The sequence below is a fragment of the Thiohalocapsa halophila genome (assembly GCF_016583825.1).
Taxonomy (GTDB): Bacteria; Pseudomonadota; Gammaproteobacteria; order Chromatiales; family Chromatiaceae; genus Thiohalocapsa; species Thiohalocapsa halophila.
In genome coordinates this window covers 1-15,856 of sequence record NZ_NRRV01000017.1, presented here as the reverse complement: position 1 = coordinate 15,856, position 15,856 = coordinate 1, and the positions used below count along the sequence as shown (strand labels likewise).

The 15,856-nt window shown below is 66.3% G+C and carries 18 protein-coding genes; 5 read left to right on the top strand and 13 right to left on the bottom strand.

The genetic code is table 11. From position 1 onward, the window contains the following. The first annotated feature begins 6 nt into the window (after nt 1-6). Nucleotides 7-1,476, top strand: coding sequence for a coiled-coil domain-containing protein (locus tag CKO31_RS09045; protein WP_200236124.1), 1,470 nt, complete (start codon nt 7-9; stop codon nt 1,474-1,476). Nucleotides 1,477-1,723: 247 nt separating this feature from the next. On the opposite strand, the gene CKO31_RS09040 is transcribed toward CKO31_RS09045, so the two are convergent. Both CKO31_RS09040 and CKO31_RS09035 read right to left on the bottom strand, forming a co-directional pair. Further along, entirely contained in the window at nt 1,724-1,921 is a 198-nt protein-coding gene (locus tag CKO31_RS09040; RefSeq protein WP_200236122.1) for a CPXCG motif-containing cysteine-rich protein, read from the bottom strand. Nucleotides 1,922-1,972: 51 nt separating this feature from the next. Then, nucleotides 1,973-2,356, bottom strand: a complete 384-nt coding sequence (locus CKO31_RS09035) for a hypothetical protein (RefSeq protein WP_200236120.1) — start codon at nt 2,354-2,356, stop codon at nt 1,973-1,975. Between the two features lie 453 nt (nt 2,357-2,809). On the opposite strand from CKO31_RS09035, the gene CKO31_RS09030 reads away from it, so the two are divergent. The 3 genes from CKO31_RS09030 to CKO31_RS09020 all read left to right on the top strand — a co-directional run bounded on the left by CKO31_RS09030 (nt 2,810) and on the right by CKO31_RS09020 (nt 4,416). After that, nucleotides 2,810-3,085 (top strand): hypothetical protein, encoded by a 276-nt coding sequence (locus CKO31_RS09030; RefSeq protein ID WP_200236118.1) that lies wholly within the window; start codon nt 2,810-2,812, stop codon nt 3,083-3,085. Between the two features lie 287 nt (nt 3,086-3,372). After that, the gene (locus CKO31_RS09025; protein ID WP_200236116.1) at nt 3,373-3,741 is read left to right on the top strand and encodes a hypothetical protein; all 369 of its coding nucleotides are present in this window, start codon (nt 3,373-3,375) and stop codon (nt 3,739-3,741) included. A gap of 360 nt (nt 3,742-4,101) precedes the next feature. Then, a complete protein-coding gene (locus CKO31_RS09020; RefSeq protein ID WP_200236115.1) occupies nt 4,102-4,416 on the top strand; it encodes an MTH1187 family thiamine-binding protein in 315 nt (104 codons plus the stop codon). Nucleotides 4,417-4,551: 135 nt separating this feature from the next. Here the strand turns inward: CKO31_RS09020 and bfr (CKO31_RS09015) are convergent, their stop codons facing one another. Next, complete coding sequence (bfr, locus tag CKO31_RS09015) at nt 4,552-5,046, bottom strand: bacterioferritin (protein ID WP_200236113.1); 495 nt, start codon at nt 5,044-5,046, stop codon at nt 4,552-4,554. 2 nt (nt 5,047-5,048) lie between these two features. Continuing rightward, nucleotides 5,049-5,519: a bacterioferritin gene (bfr, locus tag CKO31_RS09010; RefSeq protein ID WP_200236112.1), complete on the bottom strand. Its 471-nt coding sequence runs from the start codon at nt 5,517-5,519 to the stop codon at nt 5,049-5,051. Between the two features lie 303 nt (nt 5,520-5,822). Between bfr (CKO31_RS09010) and CKO31_RS09005 the strand changes: the two genes are divergently transcribed. After that, nucleotides 5,823-6,023 carry a (2Fe-2S)-binding protein gene (locus CKO31_RS09005; protein WP_200236110.1) on the top strand — a complete coding sequence of 67 codons (201 nt, stop codon included), beginning with the start codon at nt 5,823-5,825 and terminating at the stop codon, nt 6,021-6,023. Between the two features lie 221 nt (nt 6,024-6,244). On the opposite strand, the gene CKO31_RS09000 is transcribed toward CKO31_RS09005, so the two are convergent. The 9 genes from CKO31_RS09000 to gltB all read right to left on the bottom strand — a co-directional run bounded on the left by CKO31_RS09000 (nt 6,245) and on the right by gltB (nt 15,404). After that, nucleotides 6,245-6,820, bottom strand: a complete 576-nt coding sequence (locus CKO31_RS09000; protein ID WP_200236108.1) for an invasion associated locus B family protein — start codon at nt 6,818-6,820, stop codon at nt 6,245-6,247. A 262-nt stretch (nt 6,821-7,082) separates the two neighbouring features. Next, nucleotides 7,083-7,394: a DUF2442 domain-containing protein gene (locus CKO31_RS08995; RefSeq protein WP_200236106.1), complete on the bottom strand. Its 312-nt coding sequence runs from the start codon at nt 7,392-7,394 to the stop codon at nt 7,083-7,085. Beyond that, a complete protein-coding gene (locus CKO31_RS08990; protein WP_200236104.1) occupies nt 7,369-7,611 on the bottom strand; it encodes a DUF4160 domain-containing protein in 243 nt (80 codons plus the stop codon). Before CKO31_RS08990 ends, CKO31_RS08995 begins: the two co-directional genes overlap by 26 nt. 257 nt (nt 7,612-7,868) lie before the next feature. Beyond that, nucleotides 7,869-8,198: a DUF433 domain-containing protein gene (locus CKO31_RS08985; RefSeq protein WP_200236102.1), complete on the bottom strand. Its 330-nt coding sequence runs from the start codon at nt 8,196-8,198 to the stop codon at nt 7,869-7,871. 67 nt (nt 8,199-8,265) lie between these two features. Then, nucleotides 8,266-8,559 (bottom strand): DUF2442 domain-containing protein, encoded by a 294-nt coding sequence (locus CKO31_RS27625; protein WP_369075125.1) that lies wholly within the window; start codon nt 8,557-8,559, stop codon nt 8,266-8,268. A gap of 36 nt (nt 8,560-8,595) precedes the next feature. Next, nucleotides 8,596-8,904 carry a helix-turn-helix domain-containing protein gene (locus CKO31_RS08980; RefSeq protein WP_242475255.1) on the bottom strand — a complete coding sequence of 103 codons (309 nt, stop codon included), beginning with the start codon at nt 8,902-8,904 and terminating at the stop codon, nt 8,596-8,598. A 4-nt stretch (nt 8,905-8,908) separates the two neighbouring features. Continuing rightward, nucleotides 8,909-9,103 (bottom strand): hypothetical protein, encoded by a 195-nt coding sequence (locus CKO31_RS08975; protein WP_200236098.1) that lies wholly within the window; start codon nt 9,101-9,103, stop codon nt 8,909-8,911. A 136-nt stretch (nt 9,104-9,239) separates the two neighbouring features. Further along, nucleotides 9,240-10,706 (bottom strand): glutamate synthase subunit beta, encoded by a 1,467-nt coding sequence (locus tag CKO31_RS08970; RefSeq protein ID WP_200236096.1) that lies wholly within the window; start codon nt 10,704-10,706, stop codon nt 9,240-9,242. Between the two features lie 15 nt (nt 10,707-10,721). Further along, nucleotides 10,722-15,404, bottom strand: coding sequence for a glutamate synthase large subunit (gene gltB / locus CKO31_RS08965; protein WP_200236094.1), 4,683 nt, complete (start codon nt 15,402-15,404; stop codon nt 10,722-10,724). Nucleotides 15,405-15,856 lie beyond the last annotated feature (452 nt).

Below are 15,856 nucleotides of genomic sequence, written 5' to 3'. Positions count from 1 at the left end.
GGGGCGATGATGAGCGGCATGCAGGCCATGGCCCAGCTGGCGCAGCTCTCGCGCCAGCAGCAGGATACGCTCAGCGACCTGGACGCCCAGGCGGAGGCCCTGCAACGGCAGATCCCGGAGCTGCTGCGGCGGCGCGGCGAGCAGCTGAAAGCGCTGGCGCAGGTGCATGTAAGCCTGCTCGATGCCGGCGATCTCGCCGGCGAGCTCGGCGCCGTGGAGCGGCGCGTGGCGGACCAACTGGCCCGGCGCGATGCCGCCGCCGCCGAGGTGGCGGCGGAGCTCAAGCAGGCGGGCGCTGACAAAGCGGCGCTGGAGGACGAGCGCGAGCGCCTGCACAAGGAGCTGGAGGCCGCCGCCGAGTACCTGGATAACGCCGAAGCCGCCGTCCAGGCCAAGCTGGATGCCGACCGCGACTACCGCGCCCAACGCGAGCGCGCCACCGAGGCGGACCGCATCGCCCGGCACGCCGAGACCAAGGCCGCCGAAAGCGAGCAGGAGGAGCAGGCCAAGGGGGCAGCCTACCGCGCGGACCCGTTATTCATGTACCTCTGGCGGCGCAAGTACGGCACCGCAGCGTACGAGGCCGGCGGGCTTTTCCGCTGGCTGGACGGCAAGGTGGCGCGGCTCATTGGCTACGCCGACGCCAGGCTCAACTATCAGCGCCTGGCGGAGATCCCCAAGCGCCTGCGCGAGCACGCCGAAACGCGGCGTGCGGATGCGGATACGGCGCTCGCGGCGCTGCGGTCCCTGGACGACGCGGCCCGCGACGCCGGCGCCATCCCGCAGCTGGAGGCCGACCGAGATGCGGCCCAAACAGCCGTCGATGATGTCGAGGAGCGCATCGAGGCAGCGGAGAGTCGCATCGCCGAGCTGTCCCAGCGCCGGGCGGACTTCGCCAGCGGTGCGGATATGCACACCCAGCGCGCCGTGGAACAGCTCGCCGCCGCGCTGGAGCGCGAGGACCTCGCCAGCCTGGAGCAGGAGGCCGAGCGTACCCCCTTTCCGGAGGACGACCGCATCATCGCCGAGCTCGAAGAGCTGGAGCGCGAGCAGCGCAAGGCGCGCTTCATGCTCGAGAACCTGAAGCAAAGCCGCGCCAGGCAGCAGGACAAGCTCGAAGAGCTGGCGCGGCTGCGGCGCGACATGCAGCGCGAGCGCATGGACCGCGCCGGTGCGAGCTTCGGCGATGGCGCGCTAATCGCCCTGATGCTTACCAATTTCGTCAAGGGGATGCTGGACCGCGAGGCACTTATGCGCGTGCTGGAGGAGCAGTACCACTACCGGCCCCCGCGCACGGACCCGAGCTTCGGCTCCGGGCGCTTCGGCCGGGGCAGCCCCTGGGGCGGGGGCTTCGGTGGCGGCTCCCACGCAGGCGGCTCTGGTGGCGGCCTGGGCGGGGGTATCGGCGGCGGCGGCTTCGGCACCGGCGGCGGCTTCGGCGGCGGTGGTGGCTTTCGCACCGGCGGCGGTTTCTGAGCCGCCCCGCGAGCGCCCCCAGCGGGCCCGGCCGCCTCAGCCGCGCAGAATCCTCAGGGCCGCGTCGACGAGGCGATGGTCGCTGACGTGCTGGGCGTGACGCTGCAGGCTGAAGCCATGGGGCCCCGTTCCGTCCCATGCCCGAAGCCCAGCAGAGCCCCTTGCCGGCGCCTCGCCTTCGCTGTCGAGAGCCGCGTGCACCCTGCTTCCCTGGGCCGCGGCGAGTCACTGCCAGGTGGCGCCCGGGTTAGTCGTTCTCCCGCCGCACCTCCACCGACGGCGATACCTGCGGCCCCGGCGCAAAGCTCACGGCCACCTGTATGGGCGCGCAGCAGACGGCGCAGTCCTCGACAAAGACATGGTCGCCGTAGCTGCAGTCCACGGCGAGCTCGATGAGCTCACCGCACCAGGGACATTGCTGCTCGTGTATCTGCAACAGCTCCATAGCGGCTAGCCCTGCGCGCTTGCGGCGGGCTCAGGCGTCGACGCAGGACGCTCAGGTGGCCTCGTCACCGTCGCCGAGGGTCACCTGGCCGCGGCGCAGGTAGACGTCGGCCAGCATGTACGCCATCAGCAATGCCGGTACCAGCGCGAGCCAGCCCTCCACCATGCGCGGGTCGATGGATGCGCGCAGCAGCACGCCCATGGCCACATGCAGGCCGAGAATGCGCAGTCCCAGTCGGTCGCCCAGCGACTGGGGCACCAGGGCCGCGACGACGCCATAGAGGCCGTAGAGCGCTACCCCGACCCCGAAAGGCAGCGCCAGCAGACGATGGGCCGCGTCGAAGTGGGGCACGATGGATGACGCGAATGCGAAGGCGACGCCGGTCAGGACGACGCCGAGAGGGACAAGCCCTTGCGGTACGGCTGATGAGTTCACTTGCACTGCTGCTCTCAAAACCACGGTGCGCGGAAGTTATTGTTTCCCGCGGCCAGATTCAACGCCGAGTAAGCGGGGACAGGCAGCGCGCGGGGATCCAGAGGCCTGGTCACCTGCCGGATGCGGGCAGCTGGCGGGACGGACCCGCTGCGGGGCCAGGCGGAGGCTTTGGCAGAAGTTCGACAACCTAGGGGGTCAGCGCTGACGCGGTAGGTGGTATTCACCAATTGTGCGCCGACGGTGGTGAACTATGCTGAGGGTGTGGCCTGCAAGCGACGATGCTTATCGGCACGCTGCAAGCTTCGACAGAGATTGTACAGCGCGCAGCACGACCTCGCTGATCGGGCAGCGCGGACCATAAGCCATACAAAGGATTGAAAAAAGCGCAGCAGGGCCAAGACTTGACAACGCGCGCAGCGGCGATCGCCCACTTGAGGGCCGTCGAGCGCGATCTTGAAGCAGTACCGCCTGGCTCGCATGCTGTCTGTATTAAGCAACAGCACGGGTCCGGCAAATCGCATCGACCGGGGGGGCAGTATCATGACGTCGTACCAAGACAAAGCCGTTTGGGAGCTCTGCCGACAGGGCTTTCACGGCGTTGCAGCCGAAGCCGAAGAAGCCTGGTCAAAGGGAGAGGACTATGCACCCGAAGAGCCGCTGCCCTTAGCGCGCGGGATCATGGAGCTGATTCGCATCGCCAACTGGGAGAGCCAAGCTCAGACTGCCTAGGCAAACACCGCCATTTTCAGCGACTCGGGTCGCTGAAGATGGCGGAGCGACCTTTCCCGGACTGCAAACGCCAATCAATCGGCCTCTCCTCAGACAGCTGAAATGGACGACGGGATTAGCTGCCACAGGCCACTCACCTAGCAGCGCTTCAGGCTCGCGTCGGCAACAGGATTGATGCTGCCCTCAACGCCGACTATGCTTTGAGCAGGGCGTCGATCTTTTCGCCGCGACAGGCGGGCGTGGGCCGAATGCGAGCCGGTTATCTCTACATCACTCCTTGTGGCGATATGCCCAAGGCCGTGTGTCTGCAAGCGGCCGAAATCGTGCCGCAGGCCCCGGAAAGTGCAGGCATTGTCGCCTACTTCTGGGATTTGGATGCGGCGATGATGCATTTCCATGCAGATCTGCGCCGGCGGCTGCTGGATGTGGACCGCCGCGCCTACCGGGCCGACATGGTAGAGGCGGCGGCAGCACTGGACGCCATCGAGCTGCAACATCAGCGGACCTATCTAGCCCCGGCGCTGGCAGCGAGCCCGGCGCTCACCGAGGCGACCGAGCGCCTGCACCACCGGCACCAACGCTGGCGGCGGCTCTTCGACTGGGTCGGCGTGCTCGGCCTGGTGCTGCTCTTTGTGATGAGCGTGCTCACGGTCTGAGCCCTGGCCGTGTCACCGCTGCGAGCCCCGAGCTGGGTGTGACCGCATAGCCGGTTCCGGCAGCCAGTCGGCACCCGGCGTTCCAGCCTGAGCGCAGCCAGGCACCTCCACCGGGCACCTCCACCGGGCACCTCCACCAGGCACCTCCCTCAGGCACTTCCAGGTGACCTTGAGGACGTCGTGGGCAGCGCAGCCGTGGACTGCCAGCGCAGGCGCCGCACCGCCGGAGGGTCGCGGCGGCCGGGCAGCGTCAGCTCCAGTCGCTTCACCAACCGATGCACGGCGCGGCAAGCCGATTCCAGTGTGCGCTAAGCTGGTGTCCCGCATCGAATCCCGACACCACCAGCGTGGAGTGCTCGCATGTCCGTTCTGATGGAATTCAGCATCTTTCCCACCGACCAGGGCGAGAGCGTCAGCGTCCAAGTCAGCGAGGTCATCCGCATGGTGCGGGAGTCGGGGCTGGAGTACCGCCTCACGCCCATGGGCACCATTGTCGAGACCGACAGCGTGGGCGAGGCGCTGGCCCTGGTGGAGCGCGCGGCGGCAGTGCTGGAGAGCCTGGGCTGCCGGCGGGTCTACTCCGCCATCAAGCTCGACATCCGCAGCAATCAGGACGGGCGGATGTCGGGCAAGATCGAATCGGTGGAAGCGCGGGTGGGTCAGGTGCAGCACTGAGCGCGCGAAGCCCCGGGGACGACGGGGCAAATGCTGAACAAGTCAGCGCTTGCCCTGAATCTTGTACCGGATCACGCACTTTGGCGACGCGCACGCGAGCACCCCGAAGGACGGGCCGAGCGCGGACGCAGCGCTTCAGCCGGCAGCGGGCTGCCCGTCTTCACCCATCTGCGACTGGATATAGTTCTGGATGCCCACCAGCTGGATTCGGCGCAGCTGCTGCTCCAGCCACCAAGCGTGGTCCATCTCGGTGTCGTCGAGCAGCTGGATCAGAATGTCGCGGGTGTCGTAGTCCTGCACCGCTTCGCAGGTGGCGATGGCCTCCTTCAGCGCGGCGGCGACGCGGTATTCCACATCGAGGTCCAGCCTCAACATCCCCTCGACGTCGTCGCCGATGTTGACCTTATCCTGCTGGTTGTAGTCCGGCTCCGCCTCCAGGAACAGCATGCGCTCGATGAGCTTGTCCGCGTGCTCGGACTCTTCTTGCTGCTCGTGATCCAGGTGCTCGGCGAGCTTGAACAGACCCCAATCGCGGAACTTGCGGGCATGGCCCATGTACTGGTCGCGGGCGGCCAGCTCGCAGTTGAGCAGGCTCTGAAGGTGCGCGAGGACCTCTGGACTGCCTTGCATGATCAAGCCTCCATCACGGACTGGAGGTAGTTTTCCAGCCCAGCGTTGTCGATGAGCCACTGCTGGGACTCGATCCAGTCGATGTGCTCCTCGACGTCTTCGAGGATCTCGGTGAGCTCGTCGCGGCTCACATAGTCCTTGTGTGCCTCGCAGAGCTCTACGGCATCCTGCAGGTTGCCGCGCATGGCGCTGAGCATGGCAAGGTCGCCTCCCAGCAGCTCCGGCACGTTCTCGCCGATCAGGAGCTTGCCCAAGTCCTGGAGGTTCGGCAGCCCCTCTAGGAACAGGACGCGCTCGATCAGCTCGTCGGCCATCTTCATGGCCGCTATCGAGCGCTTGTACTCGTAGTCGTTGAGTCCGTGCAGACCCCAATTCTTGGCCATCCGCGCATGCAGAAAGAGCTGGTTGATCGCCGTTAGCTGGTCTTTGAGGCAGCCGTTCAGGGCTTGCAGGATCGGATTGTCGCCTTGCACAGCGCGGTTCTCCGGTGGACGTGGTCGTTGGGGGGTTCGAGGCTCGGGACGGGCAGTCGACCGGCGTGCGCCGATGGTCCCACTGCTCCTCGGCATGAGACATGCTGCCATCACACCTGTAATCAAGAACTGCGCAGAATCCGCCGAGCAGGCGAGCCACGCTCAGCGCGAGCGAGCAGGACGCACGCTGGCAACCCCCCTGTTTCGGCCCGTCTTGATCGAGATCAGCAGAACGGTATTGCGAATCATTCTTTTTACGCTTATGCTGACACTTATAGCCAACCAAACATCGGGCAAACTGCCATGTACGTGTGTGTCTGCAACAAGGTAACAGATGGACAAATCCGCGCGGCCTGCGACGAGGGAGCCTACTCCATGGAATGCCTCCAGAGCAGGCTCAAGGTTGCCACCTGCTGCGGGCGCTGTGCCGAGTGCGCACAACGGATGCTCAACGACGCCACGGTAGCGCGCGTCAACGAGCAGCCGTACCGCGCCGCCGCCTGATACAGCCGCCTGACCCGGTCGCCTCCGCCAGCCCGCTTCGACCGACGCCCTTCGCCCAGGTCCCACCACCGCGCCGAGATTTGCCCTGCGCCTCTGATGCCGGCCCAACACGGCGGGCTGTCGGCGAAGCGGCCCGTCAGCACCTCCCGGAGCCTGACCCGGACACCTTGCTACATCTGGTCCGGGCGCATCCTGCCCGAGGAAATGCGCGGAATCTTGCATCAATTGCGGCTCGCCGCCTGGGCTTCGATCGCGGCAAGCGCTGCGGTCACGCCGCGCAGCGAGAATTGCGCTTCGCCCGCATCGTGGCGCAGCGTCAGGCGCGAGCCTGCCTTCATACGCGCCACGAGACCCTTGGCGAGCTCCACATCGGCGATGTGGAACGCCGCGATCACATTCGGTCTTCCCGGCTCTCCCGGCGCCCATTGTCCGGGCGACAGCGTCAGCGCATCGCCGTCGATGTCCAGCACGAGCGGATCGCGCACGCCGGCGATCAAGGCCTGGTGATGGAACACCACATCGAAATGCCCCGCGTCCTTTCGCTCCAACGCCAGCCGCGCGGGGCCGACGCGGGTGTCCCCCGGCTCGAGCATGATCTGCACGGCGCGGCAGGCGCCTGCGCCGCCCTGGTCGCAGACGGCCAGCCAGTCACCGTGATAGGCGCGCAGCTCGCCGTAGGGATGCAGGAAGCAGTCCTCCGCGAGCGCTGGGCCCGCGGATAACGCCATCATGACACCTGCCACGATCAGGCACAGGGGACCGACGATTGATCTGGTGGACACCGAAACCTCCTCCAAGCTCGATAGGCACGGCAATCGTGCGTCCGACTGGGCAAGCCCTCGCAGAAGCTGCGCCTTGTCCCTTGGGGAGAGTTCGGGGGCGCAACGCCTCAAGGGTCCGCGGTTCTGAGCTCACGGCGGGTTCTCTAGGAGATCGGCTCGTGCTCTTCGTGCTCTTCGTGGCCCAACTACCGAACCTAGAAGGTCGCGGGGCTTCTGGCTGCCGTGCGCACGGGCTCGCCGCGCTCGCGCGCCGGCTCGGCCTGCTCGAAGAGATTCCCTAGGCCGATTCCGAGGCAGCGCGTGCCGCGAGCCACCGCTTAAGTGACTGCTGACTCTCCCGCGACGGGATCCCGGCCAGAAGACCCGCGACGCTGATGTCCTCATCCAATGCCGGCCAATGAATGCCTTCGCCGCGGCCGATCAGGCGCCAATCGCCACGTTCGTCCGGTGTGGCGTAAACGAGCCGCGGAAACCACTCGATAGGCACGGCAATCGTGCGTCCGTCCTCGAGATCGACCGTGAGGGTGTCCTCGGTGACGTAGACCCTTGAGGCGATCGGGCGATCAGTGTTTATCGCCAAAGAATTCATGCCAGCCTTCCACCAATGTTGCCTGATGAGCGGTGATTATAGAGCGGATTCGGCGCAGCTCGGCGCGGGTGAAACCCCCGGTATTCTGGAGCCGTATCGGATCCAGCCAGAACTTGGCGACCTTGTCGTCGCGCTCGATATGCACATGCACCGGCTCTCCGCCGTCGCCTGCGTAGAAAAAGAACCGATAAGGCCCAGCCCGAAGGATCGTCGGCATCAGTGGAGCCGTGCATCGGCTTGTTGGCTCATGGCGACGATTGCTCGGCTACGTTGCCCCACGGTCAGGCCTCACATGTAACGCAGCAAACTCCGCTGTCGCGTAACAAGCAGGTCTCAGGAGAAATTCCTCGACGCAGCAGGAAACGGTTCCGAGGAGAGCAAAAAATCGGTTCCGCTGAACGCACTCGTCGGACGAGCTCATGGGGCCTCCGTTTCGCTGTGCACGGTACATCGCCGTAGAGCCGCGCCATCGGGTCAGGCTTCGTTGTCGGCGATATCGCGCTCGATTTCCGTGCGTCTTCGCCTCACGTAGCTCCAGGCATTGGCAAGGTCTTCGGCCCGCAGTGTCGGGTAGCATCGGAGGAGGTCTGCTTCGCTGGCTCCCAATCGACGTGCCTGTTCCGGGACCCATACCGGAATACGTGTACGCACGATGCGTGCCGCGCCGCCGCAGACGCCGGCTGTCTTCTCGATCCCGGGCGTCGCCCCGCCGAGGTCCTGAGCAAGCCATTCCAGGAGCTGCGCCTTGTCGCCTGGGGAAAGCCCGGGGAGCATTGCTTCAATCCTCCGCAGTTCTGAGCTCATGGCAAGTTCTCTGGGAGCCTGGGTCGATGTTGTCTTGCTTTCGTTGCCATACAGGCGCGTCATCGGGTCAAGCCTCGTTCTCAACGATCTCGCGCTCGATTTCCACCTGTCTTCTTCGGACGTAGCTCCAGGCGCCGGCAAGATCCTCGGCCCTCAACGTCGGGTAACCGGACTCCGTGAGGTCAGGTGCACTTGTCCCTTTGGACCCGTTCGCGACCCCTCCGGTCGGTTGCGCACTGGCGCGTCCCGCGAGCCAGCCCCTGAGCGATTGCTGACTCTCCGGCGACGGAGTCGCGGCGAGCAGACCCGCGACGCTCATGTCCTCGTCCAATGCCGGCCAGTGAATGCCTTCCGAGCCCAAGCCGGCCTTCCAACAGTGTTGCCTGATGGGACAAGCTCACCGGTGCGACGCCATGTCCGCCGCGACATCCTGAATGACCTTCGGATGCCTGCGCGCGACTGCCAACAGGGTGCGTGCGGCTCCAGTCGGCTGCGCGCGCCCATGCTCCCATGCCTCGATGGTGTCGACAGACACGCCGAGCAGGTCCGCAAACTGCGCCTGGGAAAGCCCGGTTTGCTGGCGAGCAGCCAAGGCGGGGGGCCAGGCGAGCCGGCCCGCTCCGGCTTTCATTTCTCGGACTGCTTGCAGTACATCGGCGGCGAGGTCGCGGTCGGCCTCGTATGCCTCCAATGCGTCCTCGCTCAAAGGCTCAGTCTTCGAGTGCATCGCGGATTGCCTTCAGTCTTGGAACGACATCGCCCGCGTCCGGGTGCTCCGCGATGTAGGCGCAGAAGGCGCCACGCTCTTCCTCGGTCCAGTACAGCGGCCACTGACGCTGGAACAGCGGCGTTTCGATGACCGTCAGCATGCCGGAAGCATAGGTCTTGACGACGCTTGCGTCCAAGTTTGCGGCGCCCGCAAGCGCTCCGCGCAGAGGCCTGGATTGGGCGGATCGAGACCTCGCGCCGCGATCACCACCAAAAAAGCGGCCCGCAGGCCGCTTCTTCGCAAGTCACCGGCGTCCCTGCCGCCAGCCGCCGTCACCGCGGCAAATCCGTCGTCCCCATCAGCCACTCATCCACCGCCCGCGCGCATTGGCGGCCTTCGCGGATGGCCCAGACCACCAGGGACTGGCCGCGGCGCATGTCGCCGGCGGCGAAGATGCCGTCGACGTTGGTGTAGTACGCCTTGGGGCCTTCGGTGCTGCCCTTGACGTTGCCGCGGGGGTCGAATTCCAGGCCCTTGGCCGCTTGTAGCTCGGCGAGCATGCCTTCGTGAACGGGGTGCACGAAGCCCATGGCCAGCAGTACCAGGTCGGCTTTGAACCGGCCCTCGGAGCCGGGGACTTCGGTCATTTGCCAGCGCCCGTTCTCGTCCTTGTCCCAGCGCACCAGGACGTAGTGAAGTGCCTTGACGTTGCCGTTGCCGTCGTCCTCGAAGGACTTGGAGAGGACGTTCCAGTGGCGGTCGCAGCCTTCTTCCTGACTGCTGGAAGTGCGCAGCTTGTGCGGCCAGTCCGGCCAGGTGAGGCCCTTGTCCTCTTTCTCCGGCGGCTTGTCCAGGATCTCGATCTGGGTGATGGACTTGGCGCCGTGGCGGTTGCTGGTACCGATGCAGTCGGAGCCGGTGTCGCCGCCGCCGATGACGATGACGTGCTTGTCGTGGGCGCTGATGAAGTCCTCGTCCGGTACCTGCAAGCCCTGGACGCGCTTGGAGTTGGCGCGCAGGAAGTCCATGGCGAAGTGGATGCCGGCGTAGCTGCGCCCGGGCACGTCGAGGTCGCGGGGCTTCTCGCTGCCGCCGGCGAGCACCACGGCATCATGCTCGCCCATCAGCTTGTCCATGGGGATGTCGACGCCGATGTGGCAGTGGGTGTGGAACTCCACGCCCTCGGTGCGCATCTGCGCCATGCGCCGGTCGATCATCTTCTTGGCGAGCTTAAAGTCCGGGATGCCGTAGCGCAGCAGGCCGCCGATGCGGTCTTCCTTCTCGTAGAGGGAGACGGCATGGCCGGCGCGGGCGAGCTGCTGGGCGCAGGCGAGCCCGGCGGGGCCGGAGCCCACCACGGCGATGTGCTTGCCGGTGCGGTGCTCGGGCACCTGCGGGCGCACCCAGCCTTCGTCCCAGGCCTTGTCGGCGATGGCACGCTCGATGGCCTTGATGGCTACAGGCTTGTCGTCGATGTTGAGCGTACAGGCGGCCTCGCAGGGCGCCGGACAGATGCGCCCGGTGAACTCCGGGAAGTTGTTGGTGCTGTGCAGCACCTCGATGGCCGATTCCCAGTCGTTCTGGTACACCAGGTCGTTCCAGTCCGGGATGATATTGTTCACCGGACAGCCCTGGTGGCAGTAGGGGATGCCGCAGTCCATGCAGCGCGCGCCCTGGATGGCCATCTCCTCGTCGGACGGCGGCAGTACGAACTCGTTGTAGTGCACGACCCGATCCGCCGCCGGCTCGTAGGCCATCTCGGCGCGGTCGTATTCCATGAATCCGGTTGGCTTACCCATGGCTCGCGCCCTCCATCAGGACTGCCGTGAAGGCTTGGTTAGGGTCGGCTTGGACATGTTCGGCGTGGTGGCGCCGGGCGGGCGGCTCTGCTGGGACTGCATCGCCTCCAGCGCCCGGCGGTAGTCCACCGGCATCACCTTGACGAATTTGGGCCGGATGGCTTCCCAGTCGTCGAGGATAGCCCGGGCCACGTCCGAGTTGGTGTAGTGCTTGTGCTTGAGGATCAGCTGCTTCAGTCGGACCTCGTCGAAGCGGGTCATGTCGTGGCTCACGTCGACGAAGCCGTGGGACTCCAGATCCCCGCCTTGGTGATCGAGATGCTCCAGCGCCGCGTCTTCGGCAGGGACGGGCTCCAGCTCCACCATGGCCTGGTTGCAGTGCTCGGCGAAGCGCCCGTCCGCGTCCAGCACATAGGCGATGCCGCCCGACATGCCGGCGGCAAAGTTGCGGCCTGTGGAGCCCAAGCAGACCATGACGCCGCCGGTCATGTACTCGCAGCCGTGGTCGCCGACCCCTTCGACCACCGCGGTAGCGCCGGAGTTGCGCACACAGAAGCGCTCGCCGGCGACGCCGCGGAAGTAGCACTCGCCGCTGATGGCACCGTAGAGCACGGTGTTGCCGACGATGATGTTGTCTTCGGCCTTGTCGATGCCCGAATCCGCCGGCGGGTAGATGATGAGCCGCCCGCCGGAGAAGCCCTTGCCGACATAGTCGTTGGCCTCGCCGATGAGCTCGATGGTCACGCCGTGCGCCAGCCAGGCACCGAAGGACTGCCCGCCGATGCCGCGGGCCTTGACGTAGATGGTGTCGTCCGGCAGACCGGCATGTCCATAGCGCTCCGCCACTCGGCCCGAGAGCATGGTGCCGACGGTGCGGTTGAAGTTCTTGATCTCGGTCTCGATGCGCACCGGCTCGCCGTGTGTCAGCGCCGGCTCGGCCTGGGCGATGAGCTGGTGATCCAGGGCCTTGTCGAGGCCGTGGTCCTGGGTCTCGCGGTTGTACAGGGCGACGGTGTCCGGCACATCGGGTTTGGTGAGGATGCGCGAGAAGTCGAGCCCCTTGGCCTTCCAGTGCTCGATGGCGCGGCGCATCTCCAGGCGGTCCATCTGGCCCACGGCCTCGTTGACGCTGCGCAAGCCGAGCTTGGCCAGGATCTGGCGCACCTCTTCGGCGATGAAGAAGAAGAAGTTCACGACGTGCTCGGGCTGACCGGTGAATTTCTTCCGAAGCTCCGGGTCCTGCGTGGCCACGCCCACCGGGCAGGTGTTCAAGTGGCACTTGCGCATCATGATGCAGCCCTCGACGATCAAGGGCGCTGTCGCGAAGCCGAACTCGTCCGCGCCCAGCAGCGCACCGATGACCACGTCGCGGCCGGTGCGCATGCCCCCGTCCACCTGCACGGCGATGCGCCCGCGCAGCTGGTTCAGCACCAGGGTCTGGTGGGTCTCGGCGAGGCCGATCTCCCAGGGGCTGCCGGCGTGCTTGATGGAGGTCAGCGGGCTCGCACCCGTGCCGCCATCATAGCCGGCGATGGTCACATGGTCCGCATGGGCTTTGGAGACGCCGGCGGCGACGGTGCCGACACCGACCTCAGAGACCAGTTTGACGGAGATCCGCGCCTTGGGGTTGGCGTTTTTCAGGTCGTGGATCAGCTGTGCCAGGTCTTCAATCGAGTAGATGTCGTGGTGCGGCGGCGGCGAAATGAGGCCCACGCCGGCCGTGGAATGTCGCACCCGCGCGATCTGTGCATTGACCTTGTGGCCCGGCAGCTGGCCGCCCTCGCCGGGCTTGGCGCCCTGGGCGATCTTGATCTGGATGTCGTCGGCGTTGACCAAGTATTCCACGGTCACGCCGAAGCGCCCGGAGGCCACCTGCTTGATGGCCGAGCGCTCCGGATTACGCGAGCCATCCGGCAGCGGTAGGAAGCGCTCGGGCTCCTCGCCGCCCTCGCCGGTGTTGGACTTGCCGCCGATCCGGTTCATGGCCTTGGCCAGCGTCGAGTGCGCCTCGTAGCTGATGGAGCCGAAGGACATGGCGCCGGTGGCGAAGCGCTTGACGATCTCGGACGCCGGCTCGACCTCCTCCAGCGGCACGGGCTCGTCGGCCCATTTCAGCTCCATCAGGCCGCGGAAGGTGAGCAGCTTCTCGTTCTGCTCGTTGATGAGCTTGGAGTACTCGGCGTAGGTGCCGGCGTCGTTGGCGCGCGCGGCGTGCTGGAGCTTCGCGATGGTGTCCGGCGACCAGACGTGGTCCTCGCCGCGCAGGCGATAGGCATAGTCGCCCCCAACGTCCAGGTGCTTGCGCAGGATCTCCTCGTTGCCATAGCCGCGCTGGTGCCAGCGCACGGCTTCCTCGGCCACCTCGGCAAGGCCGATACCCTCCACCATGCTCGTCGTGCCGGTGAAGTACTGGTTGACGAGCTCCTGGTTCAGACCCACGGCGTCGAAGATCTGCGCACCACAGTAGCTCTGGAAGGTGCTGATGCCCATCTTGGACATGACCTTCTTCAGGCCCTTGCCGACCGCCTTGATGTAGCGGGACTGGGCCTCCTCGAAGCTCAGCTTGCCGCCGTCGTGCGGCAGCTTGTCCAGCAGGGAGGCGATGGTGTCGAAGGCCAGATAAGGATTGATAGCCTCGGCGCCATAGCCCGCCAGCGTCGCGAAGTGGTGCACCTCCAGCGCCGCGCCGGTCTCCACCACCAGCCCGGAGCTGGTGCGCAGCCCCTGGCGAATCAGATGATGATGCACCGCCGAGGTGGCCAGCAGCGCCGGGATGGGCACATAGTCCGCGTTCAGATGGCGGTCCGACAGAATCAGGATGTTGTGCCCTTCCAGCACCGCCTGCTCCGCCTCCTGGCAGAGCCGGTCCAGGGCCGGGGCCATGCCCGCAGCGCCTTCGCCGGCCGGGTAGACCATGTGCAGGGTGTCGGTGCGAAAGGCGCCGCCGGAGTTGTCTTGGATGTGGCGGATGCGCTCCAAGTCCTCATTGGTGAGGATGGGCTGATTGACCTCCAGGCGCCAGTGCTGGCCGGCCTCGTTCAGGCCCAGCAGGTTCGGCCGCGGGCCGATGAGCGACACCAGCGACATCACCAGCTCTTCGCGGATGGGGTCGATGGGCGGGTTGGTGACCTGGGCGAAGTTCTGCTTGAAATAGGTGGACAGGTGCTTGGAGCGCGATGAGAGCACCGAGGGCGGGTTGTCCGCGCCCATGGAGCCGACGGCCTCCTGACCGGAGACTACCATCGGGGTCAGCAGGAACTTGACGTCCTCCTGGCTGTAGCCGAATGCCTGCTGGGCGTCCAGCAGCACGCTGGCCTCCGGCGCCATTGGAGCCACGTCCGTGGGCAGGGAATCCAGGTGGATCTGGGTGCGGTTCAGCCACTCGCGGTAGGGCTTGGCGTCCGCCAGCTGGGCCTTGAGCTCGTCGTCGCCGACGATGCGCCCCAGCTCCAGGTCGATCAGGAACATGCGCCCCGGCTGGAGCCGCCACTTCTTGGCGATGCGCTCGTCCGGGATGTCCAGCACGCCCATCTCCGAGCCCATGACCACCATGCCATCATGGGTCACCAGGTAGCGAGCCGGGCGCAGACCATTGCGGTCCAGCGTGGCGCCGATCTGGCGCCCGTCGGTGAAGGCCACGGCGGCCGGACCGTCCCAGGGCTCCATCAGGGCGGCGTGGTACTCGTAGAAGGCGCGGCGCTTCTCGTCCATCAGATGGTTGCCGGACCAGGCCTCCGGGATCAGCAGCATCATGGCGTGGGCCAGCGGATAGCCACCCATCACCAGAAGCTCCAGGGCGTTGTCGAAGCAGGCGGAGTCCGACTGGCCCTCGGGGATCAGTGGCCAAATGCTGTCCAGGTCGTCGCCCAGGATCTCCGAGCGCATGGTGTGGCGCCGTGCGGCCATCCAGTTGACGTTGCCGCGCAGGGTGTTGATCTCGCCGTTGTGGCAGATCATTCGGAACGGCTGCGCCAAATCCCAGGTGGGGAAGGTGTTGGTGGAGAAGCGCTGATGCACCAGGGCCAGCGCCGAGGCGAAGCGCTCGTCCTGAAGGTCCAAGTAATAGGCGCCCACCTGGCTCGCCAGCAGCATGCCCTTGTAGTTAACGGTGCGCGAGGACATGGACGCCACGTAATAGGCCGTCTTGTCGTAGCCCGCGGCGCGGATCTCGTTGTCCATGCGCTTGCGGATGACGAAGAGCTTGCGCTCGAAGGCGTCCTGGTCCGGGCAGTTGTCGCCGCAGGCGACGAATACCTGCCGCACCACGGGCTCGGTGGGGAGCACACTCTCGCCGAGATCCGCGTTGTCTACAGGGACGTCGCGCCAGCCGAGCACGGCTTGGCCGCCTTCTTCGAGGTGGCGCTGGACGGTCTCCTGCATGTCCTCCCGGGCGCTGGGGTCCTGGGGCAGGAAGACCATGCCGACGCCGTAGTGACCGGCCGCCGGCAGCTCGAAATCCACCTTGGCCCGGAAAAATTCGTCCGGGATCTGCACCAGGATGCCGGCGCCGTCGCCCGCCTTGGGGTCGGCACCCACGGCACCGCGGTGCGTCAGGCGCTCCAGGATCTCGAGGCCCTGCTGCACGATGCGGTGGCTCTTGCGATTCTTGATATCGCAGACGAAGCCGACGCCGCAGGCGTCGCGCTCGTTGGCGGGGTCGTAGAGCCCCTGCGCCGCTGGATAGGCACGAAGGTTCATGGCTTGGGACCTCGTAGTCGCCTGGTGGTCGGTTACCGGACCGGAGGGGTGGATTGTGATCCCGAGATCAGTCGGCTTCCACCCCGGTTAAGCTCCGGTATCGGGTGAGATACCTTCCGGGAATACATGGTTTTGGCTGGCCAGCGGCGGCCGGCGCCTGGCGGGAGAGCGCCGGGCGAGCCTGCCGAGACCATCGGTGGGGCCGGAGTCGGTGAGCGGCACGATGACAGCCGTGCGCGAACAGCCCTCCCGAGCGCCGGACCGATCATCATACCGCTGAAGCAGAGATTATGCCAGCCCGATGCGAGCGGATGACACCCAACGGCGAGCGGGAAGGCTCCGGCTTGGCGCATGGGCACCAAGCGATGCAAACTTTTGGTGCAGAGGCTGCGCCGCCGGAGGCGCCCGATCGCAAGCGACACTGGCTCGGTGCACAACACCGCCCCCAGTAC